The organism is Stenotrophomonas sp. VV52, from assembly GCF_002893095.1.
Lineage (GTDB): Bacteria > Pseudomonadota > Gammaproteobacteria > Xanthomonadales > Xanthomonadaceae > Stenotrophomonas > Stenotrophomonas aracearum.
In genome coordinates this window covers 52,842-69,215 of the sequence record NZ_PKQQ01000012.1, presented here as the reverse complement: position 1 = coordinate 69,215, position 16,374 = coordinate 52,842, and the positions used below count along the sequence as shown (strand labels likewise).

At 67.3% G+C, this 16,374-nt stretch carries 13 protein-coding genes; 5 read left to right on the top strand and 8 right to left on the bottom strand.

Annotated features, from left to right (window positions below; all coding sequences use genetic code 11):
- Window positions 1-5 precede the first annotated feature (5 nt).
- The 7 genes from kduI to C2U58_RS17045 form a co-directional block, all read right to left on the bottom strand.
- The gene (gene kduI / locus C2U58_RS17075; RefSeq protein WP_102946949.1) at window positions 6-854 is read right to left on the bottom strand and encodes a 5-dehydro-4-deoxy-D-glucuronate isomerase; all 849 of its coding nucleotides are present in this window, start codon (window positions 852-854) and stop codon (window positions 6-8) included.
- A 135-nt stretch (window positions 855-989) separates the two neighbouring features.
- A complete protein-coding gene (locus tag C2U58_RS17070) occupies window positions 990-2,048 on the bottom strand; it encodes a LacI family DNA-binding transcriptional regulator (protein WP_102946948.1) in 1,059 nt (352 codons plus the stop codon).
- 41 nt (window positions 2,049-2,089) lie between these two features.
- A complete protein-coding gene (locus tag C2U58_RS17065) occupies window positions 2,090-3,673 on the bottom strand; it encodes a family 43 glycosylhydrolase (protein WP_102946947.1) in 1,584 nt (527 codons plus the stop codon).
- Window positions 3,674-3,718: 45 nt separating this feature from the next.
- Complete coding sequence (locus C2U58_RS17060) at window positions 3,719-5,002, bottom strand: TRAP transporter large permease (RefSeq protein WP_102946946.1); 1,284 nt, start codon at window positions 5,000-5,002, stop codon at window positions 3,719-3,721.
- Between the two features lie 3 nt (window positions 5,003-5,005).
- The gene (locus C2U58_RS17055) at window positions 5,006-5,542 is read right to left on the bottom strand and encodes a TRAP transporter small permease (RefSeq protein ID WP_102946945.1); all 537 of its coding nucleotides are present in this window, start codon (window positions 5,540-5,542) and stop codon (window positions 5,006-5,008) included.
- 11 nt (window positions 5,543-5,553) lie between these two features.
- Window positions 5,554-6,558, bottom strand: coding sequence for a TRAP transporter substrate-binding protein (locus C2U58_RS17050; RefSeq protein ID WP_102946944.1), 1,005 nt, complete (start codon window positions 6,556-6,558; stop codon window positions 5,554-5,556).
- A gap of 37 nt (window positions 6,559-6,595) precedes the next feature.
- Window positions 6,596-7,417, bottom strand: a complete 822-nt coding sequence (locus C2U58_RS17045; RefSeq protein ID WP_102946943.1) for a 2-keto-4-pentenoate hydratase — start codon at window positions 7,415-7,417, stop codon at window positions 6,596-6,598.
- A gap of 146 nt (window positions 7,418-7,563) precedes the next feature.
- On the opposite strand from C2U58_RS17045, the gene C2U58_RS17040 reads away from it, so the two are divergent.
- The 5 genes from C2U58_RS17040 (at window position 7,564) to C2U58_RS17020 (ending at window position 12,423) form a co-directional block, all read left to right on the top strand.
- Window positions 7,564-8,565 (top strand): alpha/beta hydrolase, encoded by a 1,002-nt coding sequence (locus C2U58_RS17040; protein WP_172448179.1) that lies wholly within the window; start codon window positions 7,564-7,566, stop codon window positions 8,563-8,565.
- An 80-nt stretch (window positions 8,566-8,645) separates the two neighbouring features.
- A complete protein-coding gene (locus tag C2U58_RS17035) occupies window positions 8,646-10,178 on the top strand; it encodes a carboxylesterase/lipase family protein (protein ID WP_253256779.1) in 1,533 nt (510 codons plus the stop codon).
- Window positions 10,179-10,394: 216 nt separating this feature from the next.
- A complete protein-coding gene (locus C2U58_RS17030; RefSeq protein ID WP_102946940.1) occupies window positions 10,395-10,985 on the top strand; it encodes a cysteine dioxygenase family protein in 591 nt (196 codons plus the stop codon).
- 185 nt (window positions 10,986-11,170) lie between these two features.
- The gene (locus tag C2U58_RS17025) at window positions 11,171-11,527 is read left to right on the top strand and encodes a hypothetical protein (protein WP_102946939.1); all 357 of its coding nucleotides are present in this window, start codon (window positions 11,171-11,173) and stop codon (window positions 11,525-11,527) included.
- A 62-nt stretch (window positions 11,528-11,589) separates the two neighbouring features.
- Complete coding sequence (locus C2U58_RS17020; RefSeq protein ID WP_102946938.1) at window positions 11,590-12,423, top strand: PhzF family phenazine biosynthesis protein; 834 nt, start codon at window positions 11,590-11,592, stop codon at window positions 12,421-12,423.
- Window positions 12,424-12,447: 24 nt separating this feature from the next.
- Here the strand turns inward: C2U58_RS17020 and C2U58_RS17015 are convergent, their stop codons facing one another.
- Window positions 12,448-16,299: a LamG-like jellyroll fold domain-containing protein gene (locus tag C2U58_RS17015; RefSeq protein ID WP_102946937.1), complete on the bottom strand. Its 3,852-nt coding sequence runs from the start codon at window positions 16,297-16,299 to the stop codon at window positions 12,448-12,450.
- Window positions 16,300-16,374: the final 75 nt, after the last annotated feature.

The following is a 16,374-nucleotide window of genomic DNA, read 5'->3' as shown; positions in this document are numbered from 1 at the left end:
GTGGGTCACTTGAGCTGGCAGATGTCCAGCACGTGCATGTCGGTGTAGTCCAGGTTTTCGCCGCCCATCGCCCAGATGAAGGCGTAGTTGCTGGTACCGGCGCCCATGTGGATCGACCACGGCGGCGACACCACCGCTTCGTTGTTCTGGATGACGATGTGGCGCTGCGCGTCCGGCTCGCCCATGAAGTGGTACACGCGGTCGTTCTGGCCCAGGTCGAAGTAGAAATAGACTTCGCTGCGACGGTCGTGCAGGTGCGGCGGCATGGTGTTCCACACGCTGCCCGGCTTCAGCACGGTCAGGCCCAGCAGCAGCTGCGAGCTCTGGCAGGTGGCCGGCACGATGTACTGGTAGATGGTGCGCTCGTTGCTGGTTTCCAGCGCGCCGCGCTCCAGTGCAACCGCGTCCTTGATCGACAGCTGCTTGGTCTCGAAGCGCGCATGCGCCGGGGTCGAGGCCAGGTAGAACTGCGCCGGAGCGGCGGCGTCATCCGAGGCGAACACCACGTCTTCGCTGCCCATCGCCACGTACAGGCCGTCCTTCGGACCCAACTTGTACACGGTGCCATCCACGGTCACGGTGCCGCTGCCGGCGCCCACGTTGATCACGCCCAGCTCGCGGCGTTCCAGGAAGGCATGGCCGGCGGCCGAGGCCGGTTCGGTCTGCTTCGGCAGGGACACCGGGCCCTTCACCGGGGCGGCGCCGCCCAGCACGAAACGCTCGTAGTGGGTGTACTTCAGGGTCACCGCGTCGGCATTGAACAGGCCGTCGAGCAGGTAGAGCTCGCGCAGGTCCTCGTTGCTGGCGCCCTTGATGGCGTCGGGATGGGTTGCGTAGTGGGTCTTGCAGTACATGGCGTCTCCAGAGCAGGGGTGGGCCGACGGGTCGGCCCCGGCGCGATTTCCTGCATTGTAGCGAGACAGGAAACCGGTGTCATTTTGCGGTGCACCGTCGTGCGGGACGAGTCCCGAGGAGTGACCGCGTAGCGGTCAATCTTCCGGCGGCTGGCAGGAATCGCGAACGATCAGGTGCGGGCGAACGCTGGCGATCTGCAGCGCGGCCTGGCCCTCGGGCTGGATCAGCATGGCTGCCGCGGTGCGCCCGGTGTCGCGCGTGTGGCGGCGCACCGAGGTCAGCGACGGCCACAGGCGCGAGGCCAGCGGGCTGTCGTCGTAGCCGATGATGGACAGCTGGCGCGGAATGCTGATTCCGGTGCGCAGGGCTACCTTGTAGATACCGGCGGCCATTTCATCGTTTCCGGTGAAGATCGCGGTCGGGCGGGTCTTGCCCAGCAGCAGCTTCTCTGCGGCGGCCACGCCGGACTCGAAGGTGTAACCGGCCTCGATGATGCGCCCCGGCGGCAGCTCGATGCCGCGCTGCGCCAACGCCTCCACGAAGCCGGCGGTGCGGTCGTGGGCCGAGCGGTAGGCACTGGGACCGGTGACCAGCGCGATGTCGCGATGGCCCAGCGACAGCAGGTAATCGGCCGCTTCGGCGGCGCCGTCGCGGTCGTGGGTGACCACCATCTGCGAGGTTTCATCCAGCGCCGCCGAGGCGATGCGGGTGAAGCGGCAGCCGATCTCGTCCAGCATGTCCACGAGTGCCTGGTCTTCCGAAGCACGGGGGACCAGGATCACCGCATGCAGCTTCTGCTGCTGCACGAAGCGGCGCACGCCTTCGATGTAGCCGGGGCTGCGCGAGTCGCAGGGGTGCACCACCAGCTCGAAGCTGGAGCCGCGCAGCGCGTCCAGCGCGCCGTACTGCATGTCCACGATGTACTGCGCGGTGGGGTTGTCATAGACCATGCCGATCAGGAACGAGCGACGGAAGGCCAGCCCACGGGCCAGCGGGTCGGGCGTGTAGCCGACCTCGCGCATCAGCGTTTCGACCTTCTCGCGGGTGTCTTTGCGCACCAGCGGCGAGTTGTTGATGATCCGAGAAACCGTTTTCTTGGAAACACCCGACAGCCGCGCGATGTCGTTGATCGTGGCGGCCTTGCCCTTGGTCAACCCGTTCGTTGCCGGGTCGCTCTTGCTGCGCAGTGACATGTGTTCAAACCGAGAGAGGTCGAAAGAGTCTACCGGCCCACTCAATCGAGGGCGCGGTAGCGGAACTGGCGGAAGTGGACCTTGCCGTCGCCGGCAGCGTACAGGGCCGGCTTCAGGGCGAGGAACTTCCCGGCCACATTGTGATGGTAGCCGGAGACTTCCATCTGAACCGGGTACTTCTTCCAGGTTCTGCCATCGGTGCTGGAATGGATCGTGACGATGTGCCGGTTGTTGGTCACCCGCAGCCACAGCTTGCCGCCTTTGGCACTGGGCTCCAGCCGGGTGGGGCGCTCCTCGCCGTAGCGGTGCATGATGAACTTCTCCCCATTGCTGCCCACGCCCACGTACAGGCGGTCGCTGTAGAAGAGCAGGGCACCGCCCACCGCGCCGGGTTCGATGTCCATTTCGACCTCGAACTGGTAGGCCTGGTCGCCAGCAATGGCGGTCAGCGGCGAACTGTCGCGCGGGGTGTCGCCCTTGCCCTGCAGGGTCATGCCGTCGGCGCTGAAGCCCAGCCGCTTGTACTCGTCCTGGGCGGGGTTGAAGAAGCTCCACTGTGCGCCCAGCGTGCTGCCGCGGAAGTCGTCCGACAGCGCCATGCCGTGCTGGCCCACCGATTCGCCCGAGGGCTTGGCCAGCGGCTGGCCGAGGTCGCCGCCCTTGGCCACGAACCAGCCGTCGTCGGTCCACTCGATCGGTTCCAGCAGGGCCTGGCGACCCAACGTCCAGTAACCGTTCTCATAGCCGTGGTAGATCATCCACCAGCGCCCGTCGGTGCCTTCCACCACCGTGGCGTGGCCGCGCGACCACCACGGTTCGGCTGCCGACCTGGTGCGCGTGATCGGGTTGTTCGGCGCGTTCACCCACGGCCCATGGATCGAGCGGGAGCGCGCGGTGATCACCATGTGTCCGGTCGGCGGGCCGGCGGTGCCGCCCACGGCGGTGGTCATGTAGTACCAGCCGTTGTGGAAATTGATCTTCGGGCCTTCCTGCGCGTACGCCTCCACGTCCCAGCTTTCCGGGTACTTCCAGCCGTCGTAGACGTGCTTGGGCGTGCCGACCACGCTCAGGCCGTCGTCGGCCAGCTGCACGTAGGCGCCGCCACTCAGGAACAGGTAGCGCTTGCCGTCTTCGCCCACCGCGTGGCCGGGATCGATGTAGCCGCCCAGGCCGATGTCGATCGGCTCGCTCCACGGCCCGCGGATGCTGTCGGACCAGACCACGAAGTTGCTGCGGGTTTCGCCGGTGCGCGCCGGGAAGTAGATGTAGTAGCGGCCTTCATGCTTGACGATGTCCGGCGCCCAGATCGCACCGACGTTCTTCGTGATCGCATGGCCCATCGGCTGCCAGTTCACCAGGTCGCGCGAGTGCCAGATCGGCAGGCCAGGGTAGGCGTCGAACGAGGACAGGGTGAGGTAGTAGTCGTCCCCATCCTTCAGTACCGACGGATCCGGGCGGTCGCCGGCGAAAACCGGATTGAGGAACGTGCCGTTGCCGAGGTCGGCCTGGCGCTGGTTTTCGATGCCGCGCTTCCAGGTGGGTGCGGCAGCGTCGGCCGCGTGTGCGGCGCCGGTGAGCAACAGGCCAGCGGTCACCAGCCCGGCCAGCAGGGTCTTCAGATGCATGGGTGTTTCTCCATCAACAGCGTGGCGGCCGAAGCCGCCACACAATCAGGCGCGCAGCAGCGCCGGCAACCACAGCGACAGCTGCGGGAAGAAAGTCACGATCAACAGCACGGCCACCGCGGCGAACCAGAACGGCCAGATAGAGCGCATGCTCTCGCCTACGCTGATCTTGCCGATGGCGGTGCCGATGAACAGCACCGAGCCCACCGGCGGCGTCACCAGGCCCAGGCCACCGCTCAGCACCAGCACCAGGCCGAAGTGGATCGGGTCGATCCCATAGGCCTTGGCCACCGGCAGGAAGATCGGCGTGCAGATCAGGATCATCGGTGCCAGGTCCATGAAGGTGCCCAGCAGCAGCAGCATCACCACGATCATCAGCAGCACCATGAACTGGCTGTGCGCGAACGACTGCAGGAATGCCACTGCGGCCGCCGGCACCTGCAGGTAGGCCAGCAGCCAGCCGAACACCGCTGCGGTGGCGATCACGAACAGGATCACGCCGGTGCTGCGCGCGGCATGGGTTACCGTGCCCATGAATTCGCGCCAGTCGAGCTGGCGGTACAGCACCGTGGTCACCAGCAGCGCATACACCACGGCGATGGCCGCACTTTCCACCGCGGTGAAGATGCCCGCACGGATACCGATGAAGATCAGCGCCACCAGGCCGAGGCCGGGCAGGGCAGAGACGATGCGCAGCAGCACCGCGCGCCAGCCCGGGAAAATCTCCACGCCGTAGCCGCGGCGGCGTGCCACCACATAGCCGGTCACCATCAGCATCACCGTCATCAGCAGCGCCGGCGCGATGCCTGCGGCAAAGAGGTCGGCGATGGACAGTCCGCCACCGGCGGCGGCCGAGAACAGGATCAGGTTGTGCGACGGCGGCACCAGCAGCGCCACCAGTGCAGCGGTGATGCTGACGTTCACCGCGAAGTCGCGGTCATAGCCGCGCTTGACCATCTGCGGAATCATCGTGCCGCCGACCGCCGACACGTCGGCAATCGCCGAGCCGGACACGCCGCCGAAGAACAGCGAGGACAGGATCGACACCTGGCCCAGGCCGCCGCGCAGTCGCCCGACCAGCGACGAGGCCAGCGCGATCAGGCGTTCGGAGATGCCGCCGCGCATCATGATTTCGCCGGCGAAGATGAACAACGGAATTGCGATCAACGACGCCGAGCCGGTTCCGGCCGAGATCTGCTGCACCAGCACCAGCGTAGGCAGGTCCAGGTACCACAGCGTCGCCAGCGCGGCCGCCGCCAGTGCGTAGGCCACCGGCACGCCCAACAGCAGCAGCACTGCGAAGACAGTGAAAAGAATCGTAATACCCATGACTCAGCGATCTCCCTCTGCTTCTGCGACAGCAGCCGGTTGCACGGCCTGCACGATCTGGTTCAAGGCGAACAGGGCCATCAGCGCGCCGCCGATGCACAGCGGCAGGTAGTTGATGCTCTGTGGCAGGTTGGCGCCGGCAGCCTTGATGTCCAGCCCATCCATCAGCAGCACAGCGGCCCACCAGGCAATGACCACGCCCAGTACCGCAACCACCAGCGAACAGAACACATCCACCGCGCGACGCAGGTTTGGGCCCATGTGCGCGGCCAGCAGGAAGAAGCCGAAGTGGCGGCGTGTGTGCACGCCAGTGGCCGCCCCCAGGCTCATCGCAGTGGCCAGCAGCAGCAGCGTGACCGGCTCGGTCCAGCTCGGCGAATCGTTGATCACATAGCGGGCGAACACCTGCCAGCCCTGCACCACCACCAGCCCCAGCAGGGCCAGCACGGCGATGTGGATGGCGATGTCGGCAATCAGGTCCAGCGCACGCTGGGGCGCCGAGCGCACGTCTACAGTGGTTTCGGAAGTCGTCTCTGACATCGCGGTGGTCCTCAGGCGAAGTCGCGGATGCGACGGGTGAGCGCTGCCAGCTCCGGCTGCTGCAGGTACTGCTGCAGAAGCGGGTCGGCGGCCTTGCGGAAGGCCGGCATGTCGACCTCGTTGAACTGGATGCCGAAGTCGGCCACGGCCTGGCGCGCGGTGCTTTCCGAAGCATCCCACTGCTGGCGCATCACGCCCACCGATTCGCGCGCGGTCTGCAGCAGCAGCTGGCGGTCGGCCGGGCTGAGTTCCTCGAAGGTGCGGCGCGACATCAGCAGCACGTCCGGCGCATAGGAGTGATCGCTCTGCGACCAGTAGCGCGCCGCTTCGAAATGGCGGCTGGAATGGAAGCTGCGCATGTTGTTTTCCGCACCGTCGATCATGTGCGTTTCCATGCCCGAGAAGGTGTCGCCCAGCGACATCGGGGTCGGGTTGGCACCGAGCAGGCGCATCAGCTGGATGAAGATGTCCGACGAGGCCACGCGCAGCTTCAGGCCGTGCAGGTCCTTCGGTTCCACGATCGGATGCTTGGTGTTGTAGAAGCAGCGTGCGCCGGAATCGTAGATGGCCAGGCCCACCAGGCCGCGACTTTCAAAGCCGCGCAGCACGTCGTCGGCGATGCCGCCATCGAGTGCGCGACGCATGTGCGCCACCGACTCGAACACGTACGGCAGGCACAGCGCCTGGGTCAGCGGGAACGCATTGTTGAGCGCTCCGGCGTACACGCGGGTGATGTCGATGACGCCGAAGCGCGCCATGTCGATTGCTTCGGACTCGCGGCCCAGCTGGCCGGAGTGGTACTGGCGCAGCTTCAGCCGGCCGCCGGTTTTTTCTTCGAGCTGCTGGCCGATCCACTTCACCGCGGTCACGGTGGGGTAGTCGGCCACGTGCACATCCGTGGCCGTCAGCAGGCGCGCGCCACCGGGCGCGGCGCTGGAACGTGAACACCCGGCCGACAACAGGGGCACGCTGAGCGCGCCCACGCTGGTGGCAAGGAAACTTCTGCGAGTAATCATCTGCGCCCTCCCAAGCGTACTCGCCATGGCCGACCGGTTACCCGGCGGCGATGGCCCTGCAGGTAATGTCGCCGTAACCGGCGAAACGGATCAGTGCCTGTTGGCCTACGGCAATGTCATGGATACCGGTGGCATTGCCACTGGCGATCAGATCGCCGGCCTTCAGCGGGCGCCCACGCTGGGCAGAGCGGCCCAAGGCGAACGCAAATGCGGTGCGCAGGCCACCCGGCAGCAGGGTGGCACCGCCGGTGCCCACCACCTCATTGTCGATGCGGGTTTCGGCGCGCAGGTCGGCATCGTCCAGCGTGGTCCAGTCAGGAATCTCCGGGCCCAGCACCAGGCCGTTGTTGTTGCCGAAGTCCGAGACCACCACCAGCGGGCCCAGCTTGTTGATCGTGGCCAGCGGGCTGCTGGCCACTTCCACGCCGATGAACAGGCGCGCCGGCTGAGCTTCGGCCTCTTCCGGGGTCCAGTGCAGCTTGTCCGCGGGGGCGTCCTCGGTCAGCTGGAACACGTACTCAGCCTCGACCGCGCCGAAGCCGCCCACGAAAACCGGAATGTCGGTTGTTCCACCGGTAGCATTCCAGAGCCGATTGGAGAAGATCGGGCCCAGCAGGCGGTCGTCCCCGGAGGCATCGCGGCGCTCGGCGGCGATGTAGCCGACCTTCCAGCCCACGACCCCGGCGTCCCACAGCGCAATGGCGTGGTCCTGCACGTGGTAGGCGGTGACCAGGTCGTCCGGGATGGTTCCCGGGAAATCCGGCAGTGACCGGCCCTGCTGGCGGGCCGAAACGAACGCCTGGGCGATGTCGCCCAATCCCTGTTCTGGCAGATCCTGTTTGCCCTGATCGTTGCTCAAGCGGGTCTCCCGTTGTTTTGTTGCACTGCCCATCGACAGTGCTTGGATGAGCTGTATATGGTAAACCGGTGTCATTGGCAATGTGCAGCGCATCAGAAGCTGCCAGCGCCCGGCACGCGGTCGTTTCCCATGCCAAGGATCCCCGGATGCGCTGTCTCGTGTTGATGCCCCTGCTGGCGGGCTGCCTGCTTTCCGCCCTCGCCTCTGTCCCGCTGCCGGCCGATGCGGCCGAACGGCCAGTGCCGCAGACCGAGCCCGCTCCCGGCGCGCCAGACCGCATCGACCTGTGGCCGGCCAGTCAGGTCCCGGGTGAACCGCGTGCGGCCAGCGCGCCGAACGTCGTCGAACGCAGCGACAACAGCGCGCTTCCGGACCGCTACATCGACAACGTCAGTGCTCCTTACCTGGTGGCCTATCGCCCGGCCCGGCCCAACGGCAGCGCGCTGCTGGTCATTCCCGGCGGTGGCTACCAGCGCATCGTGCTGGACAAGGAAGCCACTGCGCTGGTGCCGGCCTTCGTGGAGCAGGGCGGAGTGACCCTGTTCGTGCTGCGGTACCGCCTGCCGACCGGCCGTGATGACCGCCAGGCGGCGCTGGCTGACGCCCAGCGCGCCCTGCGCCTGATCCGCAGCAATGCGCGCCGGTGGCAGCTGGACCCGCACCGGATCGGGGTGATGGGCTTCTCCGCCGGCGGCCACGTGGCCGCGCGGTTGAGCACCGGATTCGCCACCGCGCTCCCGGGCATCGGTGACGCCGTGGACGCGGTCAGCGCGCGCCCGGACTTCGCCCTGCTTCTGTACCCGGTGATCGACATGGGCGCGCATGCGCACACGGGTTCGCGCTCCCGCCTGCTCGGCGAACGGCCCAGTGCCGCGCTGGAAAGGCAGTTCTCCCAGCAGTCCCAGGTTACCGCGCAGACACCGCCTACCTTCCTGGTGCACGCGCAGGACGACAGCGTGGTGCCGGTGCAGAACAGCCTGCTGTACTACCAGGCGCTGATCGACGCGGGCGTGCCCAGTGAAATGCATCTGTTCGCGCACGGCGGCCATGGCTTCGGCGTGCGCATTCCCGCCGCGCTGACCACCACGCAATGGCCCACGCTCGCGCTGCGCTGGATGCAGGCGCAGGGCGGGGAGGGCACACCATGAGCCCCGCCGACCTGCAGCGCCGCCGTTTCCTGCGCGACAGCGCGCGTTACGCGCTGATGCTGGCGGCCGGTTCGTCGCCGATGGCCGCTGCGTTGGCCAACGCACCTGCCGGCGCCGCCTCCGATTCACTGGCCAAGGTCCGCAGTGGGCGCTTGCGGGGTCGTTACACGCAGGGCGTGCACAGCTTCCGGGGCGTGCCCTACGGTAGCGACACCGCCAGCCGCCGCTTCCAGCCCGCCCTTCCCGAACTGCCGTGGCGCGGTGTGCGCGATGCACTGGCCTACGGACCTGCCGCGCCACAGGGCAGCAGGGACGACGGCCCCGGCAACGAGGACTGCCTGTACCTCAACGTGTGGACTCCGGCGCTGCGTGATGGCAAACCACGGCCGATCCTGTTCTACATCCACGGCGGCGCCTACAACAATGGCTCCGGCAGCGACCCGCAGTACGACGGCAGCGCGTTGTGCCGGCGCGGCGACGTGGTGGTGGTCACGGTGAACCATCGGCTCAACGTGTTCGGCTACCTGTACCTGGCCCAGCTGGGCGACGCGCGCTTCGTCGATTCGGGCAATGTCGGGCAGCTCGACCTGATCCAGGCGCTGCAGTGGGTTCGCGAACATGCCGCCGAATTCGGTGGCGACCCCAACAACATCACTGTGTTCGGCCAGTCCGGCGGCGGCGCCAAGATCGCTACGTTGATGGCCATGCCGGCCGCGCGCGGCCTGTTCCAGCGCGCGTGGACGATGAGCGGCCAGCAGGTCACCGCCGCCGGGCCGCGGGCCGCCACCCAGCGCGCACGCATTGCGATGGACGCGGTAGGCGCGCGCGACGTGGACGCGCTGCTGGCGCTCCCGGCCGACGCGCTGCTGGCCGCCACCCGCGCGCGTGATCCCTCGCGGGTGGAGAGCACCTCGCTGTATTTCGGCCCGGTGGTGGACGGCGGCAGCCTGCCGGAACACCCGTTCTGGCCACAGGCGCCGGCGCAGTCCGCACAAATCCCGATGGTGATCGGCAACACCCATGACGAAACCCGCGCCTTCCTCGGCAACGATCCGGCCAACTTCGCGCTGACCTGGGAAACGCTGCCGGCGAAGCTGGAAAAGGAGCAGTTCGTGGACCTGCTGCCTTCGGTGGTGATCGCCGAATATCGGCGCCTGTATCCGCACTACACGCCGTCGGAAGTGTTCTTTGCCGCCACCACGGCCGGGCGTTCCTGGCGCGGCGCGGTGGAGGAACTGGAGGCGCGGGCCCGGCAGGGGGCACCGACCTGGGCCTACCAGCTGGACTGGGGATCACCACTGGACGGCGGGAAACTAGGCGCCTTCCACACGCTGGATATCCCGCTGGTGTTCGACAACACGCGTGCGGAAAGCTCGCGCACCGGGGAGGGGGCCGATGCGCAGCGCATGGCCGATGTGATGAGCGAGGCGCTGCTGGCGTTTGCCCGCACCGGCAACCCGAACCATGGCGGCTTGCCGCAGTGGGAACAGTACGGGTTGGAGCGGCGGCAGACGATGGTGTTCGACACACGTTCCAGGCAGGAAGACGATCCACGCGGCGGCGAACGCAGGTTGTACCAGCAGGCGCCCTTCGTACAGCGAGGCACCACGTAGGGACACGCCATGCGTGTCCGGAACGTGGCCAACAATCCGTGGGACACGCATGGCGTGTCGCTACGCGGGCTTGTCGCGAATGGCGCGCTTTCCGCCCATGCCGATAGGCAGCGTCTACCGAAGAACGGAAATCGATTGATTTTCCGGCCAACGTGCGGCGATTTGTCGTGATCCAGATCAAACATCGCCTTAACGTTCATCGCCTAGACTGGAGGCATGCAAGCCCATTGCGATGCCTTTCCGCGGTTCCATGGACGCGATCGATTGATCGCCGCCGTCGATCACGCGGTCCAGAATGACGATCCGCAGCAGATCGCCACGACCCTGCGGGGTGCGCTGTGCGAGGCCATCGCCGACAGCCGCATCCAGCTGCCGGCGTGCGTGCACCAGCCGATCAGCGACCACTATGCCCGCCGCGAGCTCTACCGCAGCCCGACCCTGGGCTACAGCATCGTGGCGATGAGCTGGGCGCCGGGGCAGGGCACGCCGCTGCACGACCACAGCGGCCTGTGGTGCGTGGAAGGGGTGTGGCTGGGCCAGCTGGAAGTCACCCAGTACGCCCTGCTCGAGCGCGACGGCGAACGTTTCCGCTTCCAGGCCGAGCCTTCCGTGGTCGGCGGCTGCGGCAGTGCCGGCAGCCTGATCCCGCCGCATGAATACCACACTATCCGCAACGCCAGCGACACCGAGCTCGCCGTGTCCGTGCACGTCTACCAGGGCGAAATGATCCGTACCGCCATCTTCGAACCCGAAGGCAACGGCTGGTACGAACGCCGCCTGAAAGAACTGGAAACCGACGACGCCTGACCCGCCGGCCCCGGATCGCCCGCCACCGCGTAGCGACACGCCATGCGTGTCCCACGTACCGCCGGCAACCCACGCGCCTCGGGTGAACCCCGGATCAAATCTAGGAACATCCTCAAAGCACCCTCCCGAATGACGCAGATAGCATCGAAACGTCCCACGACCTTTCCTTGCGGATACTGCTCATCTTGGATACCCACGTCGCCGCCCGCGCCAGGCGGACCACCCGCCACACCACGCGCCGCACCTCCCGTGGCCAGTCGCGCGTGACCGAGGGCTGGCGTGCGAAGGAGTATCTCGATGACGGCATCGCCCATGTCGAAATCCGCGACCGCAGCGGCTGCCTGCAGGTCATCATCGCCAATGCCGCCGAGTTGTACTGGGCCTTGCCGATCGGCTTTCCCACCGCACGGGTGTCGCTGCCCAACTGGCGCCTGAAGCTGCCCGAAGGCAGCATCCCGGCGGACATCTACGAGTGTCCCAACTTCATCCTGATGCGCTACAGCAACGGCAAGGACGTGCTGTGGTTCATCCAGCCCCGCTGACGCTCGACCTGCCACCGCCTGCACGCGATGATGGGGAACCCCACCGCGCAGGAACTGCTTCCGTGTCCACCCACCCGTTCGTCCAGGTCAACGTTTTCAGCACCGATCCGCTGCTGGGCAACCCGCTTGCGGTGGTTCTCAATGCCGATGGGCTGGGCGATGCCCGCATGGCAGCGTTCGCCCGCTGGACGAACCTCAGCGAAACCACCTTCGTTTCCGCGCCGGGCGACCCGCGTGCGGATTACCGCGTGCGCATCTTCACCCCGCTGGGCGAATTGCCGTTCGCCGGGCATCCCACCCTGGGCAGTTGCCATGCGTGGTTGACCAATGGCGGCGTACCGCGGGGCGCAGAGATCGTGCAGGAGTGCGGGATCGGGCTGGTGCGGATTCGTCGAAGCGAGACCGGATTTGCCTTCGATGCGCCGCCGCTGTTGCGCGAGGGGCCGCTGGTGCCCGCGTTGCGGGAGCGCGTTGTTGCAGGCCTTGGCGTGGCCGCCGACGACGTGGTGGACGCCCGGTGGGTGGACAACGGGCCGCCGTGGATCGCGGTGCGCCTGGAAAGCCGGGCAGCGGTGTTGGCGGTGCGGCCGGACTACGCGGCGTTGGACGGATTGATGGTGGGCGTGTTTGCCGCGTGCAGCGAAAGCGACGGCGTAGACGCGCAGTACGAGTCGCGTGCGTTCATCGCCGGCGAGGCGGCGCCGGAGGATCCGGTGACCGGCAGCCTCAATGCGGGCATTGCGCGGTGGTTGCTGGGCGAGGCGCCGACGCGGTATGTGATCAGCCAGGGCACCGTGTTGGGGCGTGCGGGGCGGGTGCAGGTGGAGCAGGAGGGCGATGCGTTGTGGATCGGGGGAACGTGCGTGACCTGCATCGAGGGCACCGTCACGCTGTAGAGCCGGGCAGAGCCCGGCTCTACGTCAGAAGGTCACGGTGTTGTTGCGCTGGGTGACTTCCGCGCCGCCATCCTGCAGCTCCACGCGCACGCGAAGGCCGCTGCGAATACCCGCTGGCAACGGCAGGCTCACCGTGGTCGTCTTCGGCACCAGATCCACCGGCGCTTCCATCGCCGGAATCTCGATACGCGCCAGCTCACGCCCGTTCGCGTCCTCCAGCACCGCCGTGCCCACCGGTGTGCCCACGTGCCCCAAGCTGTGCACGGTCACGTGCACCTGGCGTCCGTCAACGCGCACATCGCCACGACCCACGCCCAGGTCGGGGCGCAGCTCCACCGGCGTACCGGCCTTGATCAGTTCGAACTCGAACACCTGCGCCACGCCCGGTGCGAACCGCAGCGGAAGGCTTGCACTGCGCTCCAGCGATACCTCACGCGTTTCGCCCTTGCCATCGATGCGGTCGTCGCCGTCACGGTCCACGCCGCTGGTCATCCGCCACTGCCCGGCGGTGACGTTCCAGGTACTCATCTCCGCATCCACCGCATGCTTGCCGGTGTTGTACGCAATGACCTTGAAGTGCTCGGTGGACGGCGCATGCACCAGCAGCGCCACCTGCTCGGCCGCGTCAGGCTGCGCGAAGCGCCAGCTCACCGTGTGCCCGGGCCAGCTCTGGTTGCGCTTCAGGGCAATGCCACCCAGGCGTGCCCGCTGCAGGAACTCGCTCGGCGCTTCCACGCGGTCGGACCACCAGTGGCCTTCAGTGTTCATGTACTCGCGCTGCGCCTTGGCCTGGATGCCGTCGGCATGCAGCGCTTCCAGGTACTTCTTGTCGCCGGTGGCTTGCCACGCCATCAGGCTTGAGAACCCGGTGTTGCCGGCGTCCGCATCGGCCACCAGCTTCGGGTTCCATTCGGCGCCCTTGCCCAGCACCTCGACGAAGTTTTCGCCCAGGTTGGCCAATGCGCCGGGGCCCCCGCGCTGCACGCGGTAATCCAGCGCCTTCAGGTATTTGTCGTCACCGCTCCAGCGCCATGCCGCCCAGAATGTGTGCATGACATCGCCGCCGCCCGAGCCGTTGTTGAGCTCACCGCCGCGCACCTTGCCTGTCTGCCAGTTGATCTCGTTGGGCAGCGCCCAGCGGCCCTTGTCGTCGGTGTAGGCGTGCGCCAGGTAGCTGTCGGCCAGCCCGGTGACCAGCTTGCGGCCGGTCGGGTCGGCGTTGTACTGGCCGACCAGGAAGGCCGGGTGCAGCGCCGGGAACGAATACGGCTTCTGCCATTGCCAGTTCGGCTCGCGGTACACCTTGTTGCCGCCGAACCAGTTGCTGGAGAACAGCAGGTTGCCCTGTGGATTGGGCAGGATGATGCGCTCGTCGAACGCCTTCACCGTTTCCATCAGGCGTTCCAGGGTGAGCGGATCGCCCCAGTTGAGGTACAGCATCGCGCTGTTGGCGTTGATGCCTTCTTCGTAGGAATGCAGCTCATCGGTTTCGATGGTGCTCAGGCCGTTGGAGAACATGCCGTTGCGGTACACCGCGTCGGACAACGCGGTGAGCGAGCGGTTCAGGCGGTCCGGCTGCACGCCCATCAGCGCCAGCCCCGGCCACTGCTGGGTCAGGTCGGTATCGTCGGAGATGCCGCCGCCGAAGTCGCCGTAGGCGATCTGCCGGTTGTCGATCCACCAGTCCACGAAGCGGCGCACGTATTTGAGGTCTTCGGTCTGCCGGAACGCCCAGAGCGGCACACCCTTCGGCGCTTCGGGCTGGGTGAACGGCGGTTTGCCCTGGCTGTTGTAGCTGATGTAGTTCCAGTACAGCCGGCCCAGTTCGTGGTCCGGGTCCACCCGCAGCAGGTCGCTCAGGTCCGCGTACACGCGCGCATACAGACGCTGGCGCTTGGAGGTGGTGTGCTCTTCGACCAGGAAGCCCCAGTTGTCGCGCGCCTGGTTGAAGCGGTCGGCCACGTGTTCCTTCTTCGCTTCGGCGCGGTCCTTGTAGACCATGCGGATCTCCGCACCGTCCAACGAGCCCGCGTTGAAGCCCGGCGCGCCCGAGGCGATGCTGATCCACAGGCTGTCGGCGGTGAGGATGCGGTCGCGGAGGTCCAGCCACAGCGTGCGCTTCTCGTTCGGCTTGACCGAGACCGACACATCGATCATGTCGCGCGCCGGCCAGATCGGGTCCTTGATGCGGATGTTGAGCGGGATCAGGCCATCGCGCGCGGGCGGCAGGTCGAGTGCCGGCAGGTCGATGGCCACGCCGTCCAAGCCGTCGTACATGTTTTCCCAGCTGTGCGCCCAGCTGCGGATCAGCGGCTGCGCAGCTGGGGCGTCGCCCACGCCGGACGGGATCAGCACGTGCACGATCGGGAGCGGGTGGGCCGGCAGCGTGTCCGCGCCGCGACGGCGCGAGCCGGCGCCCTTGGGCAGCGCCATCACCGTGCTGCGCTCTGCGGCCGGGTAGCGGCCGTCGATGTACTCGCGCAGGGTGGTGATGTTGAGGTAGTCGGGCAGGGCCTGGCTGTCGATCAGGTAGCGCTGCTTCACCGTGCCTTCCGGCTCGGCGGCGTCGCTGACCTGGTAGGCCCAGATCTCCTGGATTGGGGTTTCCTGCGCGGTATTGTGGAAATGCAGCACGCCACCGGTCTGCGCCGGAATGTCGTCCACGCTGCGCACCACGCCCTGCGGGCGCTGCAGCAGCGGCGTGGCAGCGGCGTCGCCCATGCTGTGGCTGAGCCCACCGAAGGCCGCGCCGCGCACTTCAACGCGGTTGACGGTCTCACCGGCGGGAACGGTCAGGTCGAGTTGCTGGCCGCCTTCCACGTACGTGTTCCAGTCCGGCAGCTGGAAGTAGTCGTTGCGGCCGGGCAGGCGCGAGCGGTTGTACACGCCCGGCCAGGTGGTTTCGGCGATGCCGTCGGTCGCCTTCCACATCCACTGCTTGTGGTCCTTGGTATCGGCGAACTCGATCTTGCGGATGGTCGTGGTGGGTGCGGTGAGCACCGGCGGTGCGGCGTTGTCCCACCCGAAGCGATGGTTCCAGGCGCGCATCGGGCCGGTGTCGGCCACGCTGCCGGTGGGCGCCTTGTTGGCAGCCAGCGCCGCCATGCCGGCGGGGTCGAGCAGGCGATCATAGACGCGGATCTCGTCGAAATCGCTGCCACGCAGGAAGTTGTAGCGGCTCTGCACCTGGTAGGGCGCCATCACCCGCCCGGCCAGGCCGAGCTGGTCCAGCGCCGCGTCATAGTCGGCGGTGGTCTCCGCGCGGGCGACCTCCTTGCCGTCCACGTACAGGCGCACGCCGTGGTTTTCGTCCCAGCCAAAGGCGATGTGCTGCCACTGTTCGGGATCGGGCGTCTTGTCCAGCTTGAACGACACGCGGGTGCGCGCCAGGTTGGCGTCGGTCACGAAGGCATCGAAGCCGTGACCGTTCCAGTCGATGCGCAGCCAGGCCATGTCCCAGCTGCTGTGGTCGGCGTAGCCGACCCGGAAGATCACGAACGGCGCTTCGCCCACCGCGTAGCGCGGGCGCCAGTAGAAACCCAGGGTCCCGCGCTGCGCCTGGATATTGCCCGGGGCGTTCCACGACAGCACACCGTCGTCGGCCCATTGGATGCCGCGGCCACGCGCACCGTCGGCCACGGTGGTGACCTTGTCGACGAAGTTGGGAACGGCATCGCCTTCGGCGTGGTCGGCCTCCAGGCCGTGCTCGGCCGAGACATGGAACAGCAGCTGTGGCGTGCTCTGCGCGGCGGCGGTACCGGACAAGGCCACCAACACCGCCAGTGCCAACGTTCGCGGTAGCGTCGGCCGTCGGCCGACCCTCGCACACCCGTCAACGCCCGAAACGGCCCGAACCACCCCACCCCAAAGCACCATGTGACCTTTCCTTTCCACAGCACATCACCACGGCCGCAGCGTGTGCGCAGGGCCGCCAGAAACTAGCAAACGGGA

What these genes read in the sequence shown, in the direction of transcription:
- kduI (WP_102946949.1), bottom strand. Translation starts at nt 854, where the DNA reads ATGTACTGCAAGACCCACTACGCAACCCATCCCGACGCCATCAAGGGC.
- C2U58_RS17070 (WP_102946948.1), bottom strand. Translation starts at nt 2,048, where the DNA reads ATGTCACTGCGCAGCAAGAGCGACCCGGCAACGAACGGGTTGACCAAG.
- C2U58_RS17065 (WP_102946947.1), bottom strand. Translation starts at nt 3,673, where the DNA reads ATGCATCTGAAGACCCTGCTGGCCGGGCTGGTGACCGCTGGCCTGTTG.
- C2U58_RS17060 (WP_102946946.1), bottom strand. Translation starts at nt 5,002, where the DNA reads ATGGGTATTACGATTCTTTTCACTGTCTTCGCAGTGCTGCTGCTGTTG.
- C2U58_RS17055 (WP_102946945.1), bottom strand. Translation starts at nt 5,542, where the DNA reads ATGTCAGAGACGACTTCCGAAACCACTGTAGACGTGCGCTCGGCGCCC.
- C2U58_RS17050 (WP_102946944.1), bottom strand. Translation starts at nt 6,558, where the DNA reads ATGATTACTCGCAGAAGTTTCCTTGCCACCAGCGTGGGCGCGCTCAGC.
- C2U58_RS17040 (WP_172448179.1), top strand. Translation starts at nt 7,564, where the DNA reads ATGCGCTGTCTCGTGTTGATGCCCCTGCTGGCGGGCTGCCTGCTTTCC.
- C2U58_RS17035 (WP_253256779.1), top strand. Translation starts at nt 8,646, where the DNA reads ATGGCCGCTGCGTTGGCCAACGCACCTGCCGGCGCCGCCTCCGATTCA.
- C2U58_RS17030 (WP_102946940.1), top strand. Translation starts at nt 10,395, where the DNA reads ATGCAAGCCCATTGCGATGCCTTTCCGCGGTTCCATGGACGCGATCGA.
- C2U58_RS17015 (WP_102946937.1), bottom strand. Translation starts at nt 16,299, where the DNA reads ATGGTGCTTTGGGGTGGGGTGGTTCGGGCCGTTTCGGGCGTTGACGGG.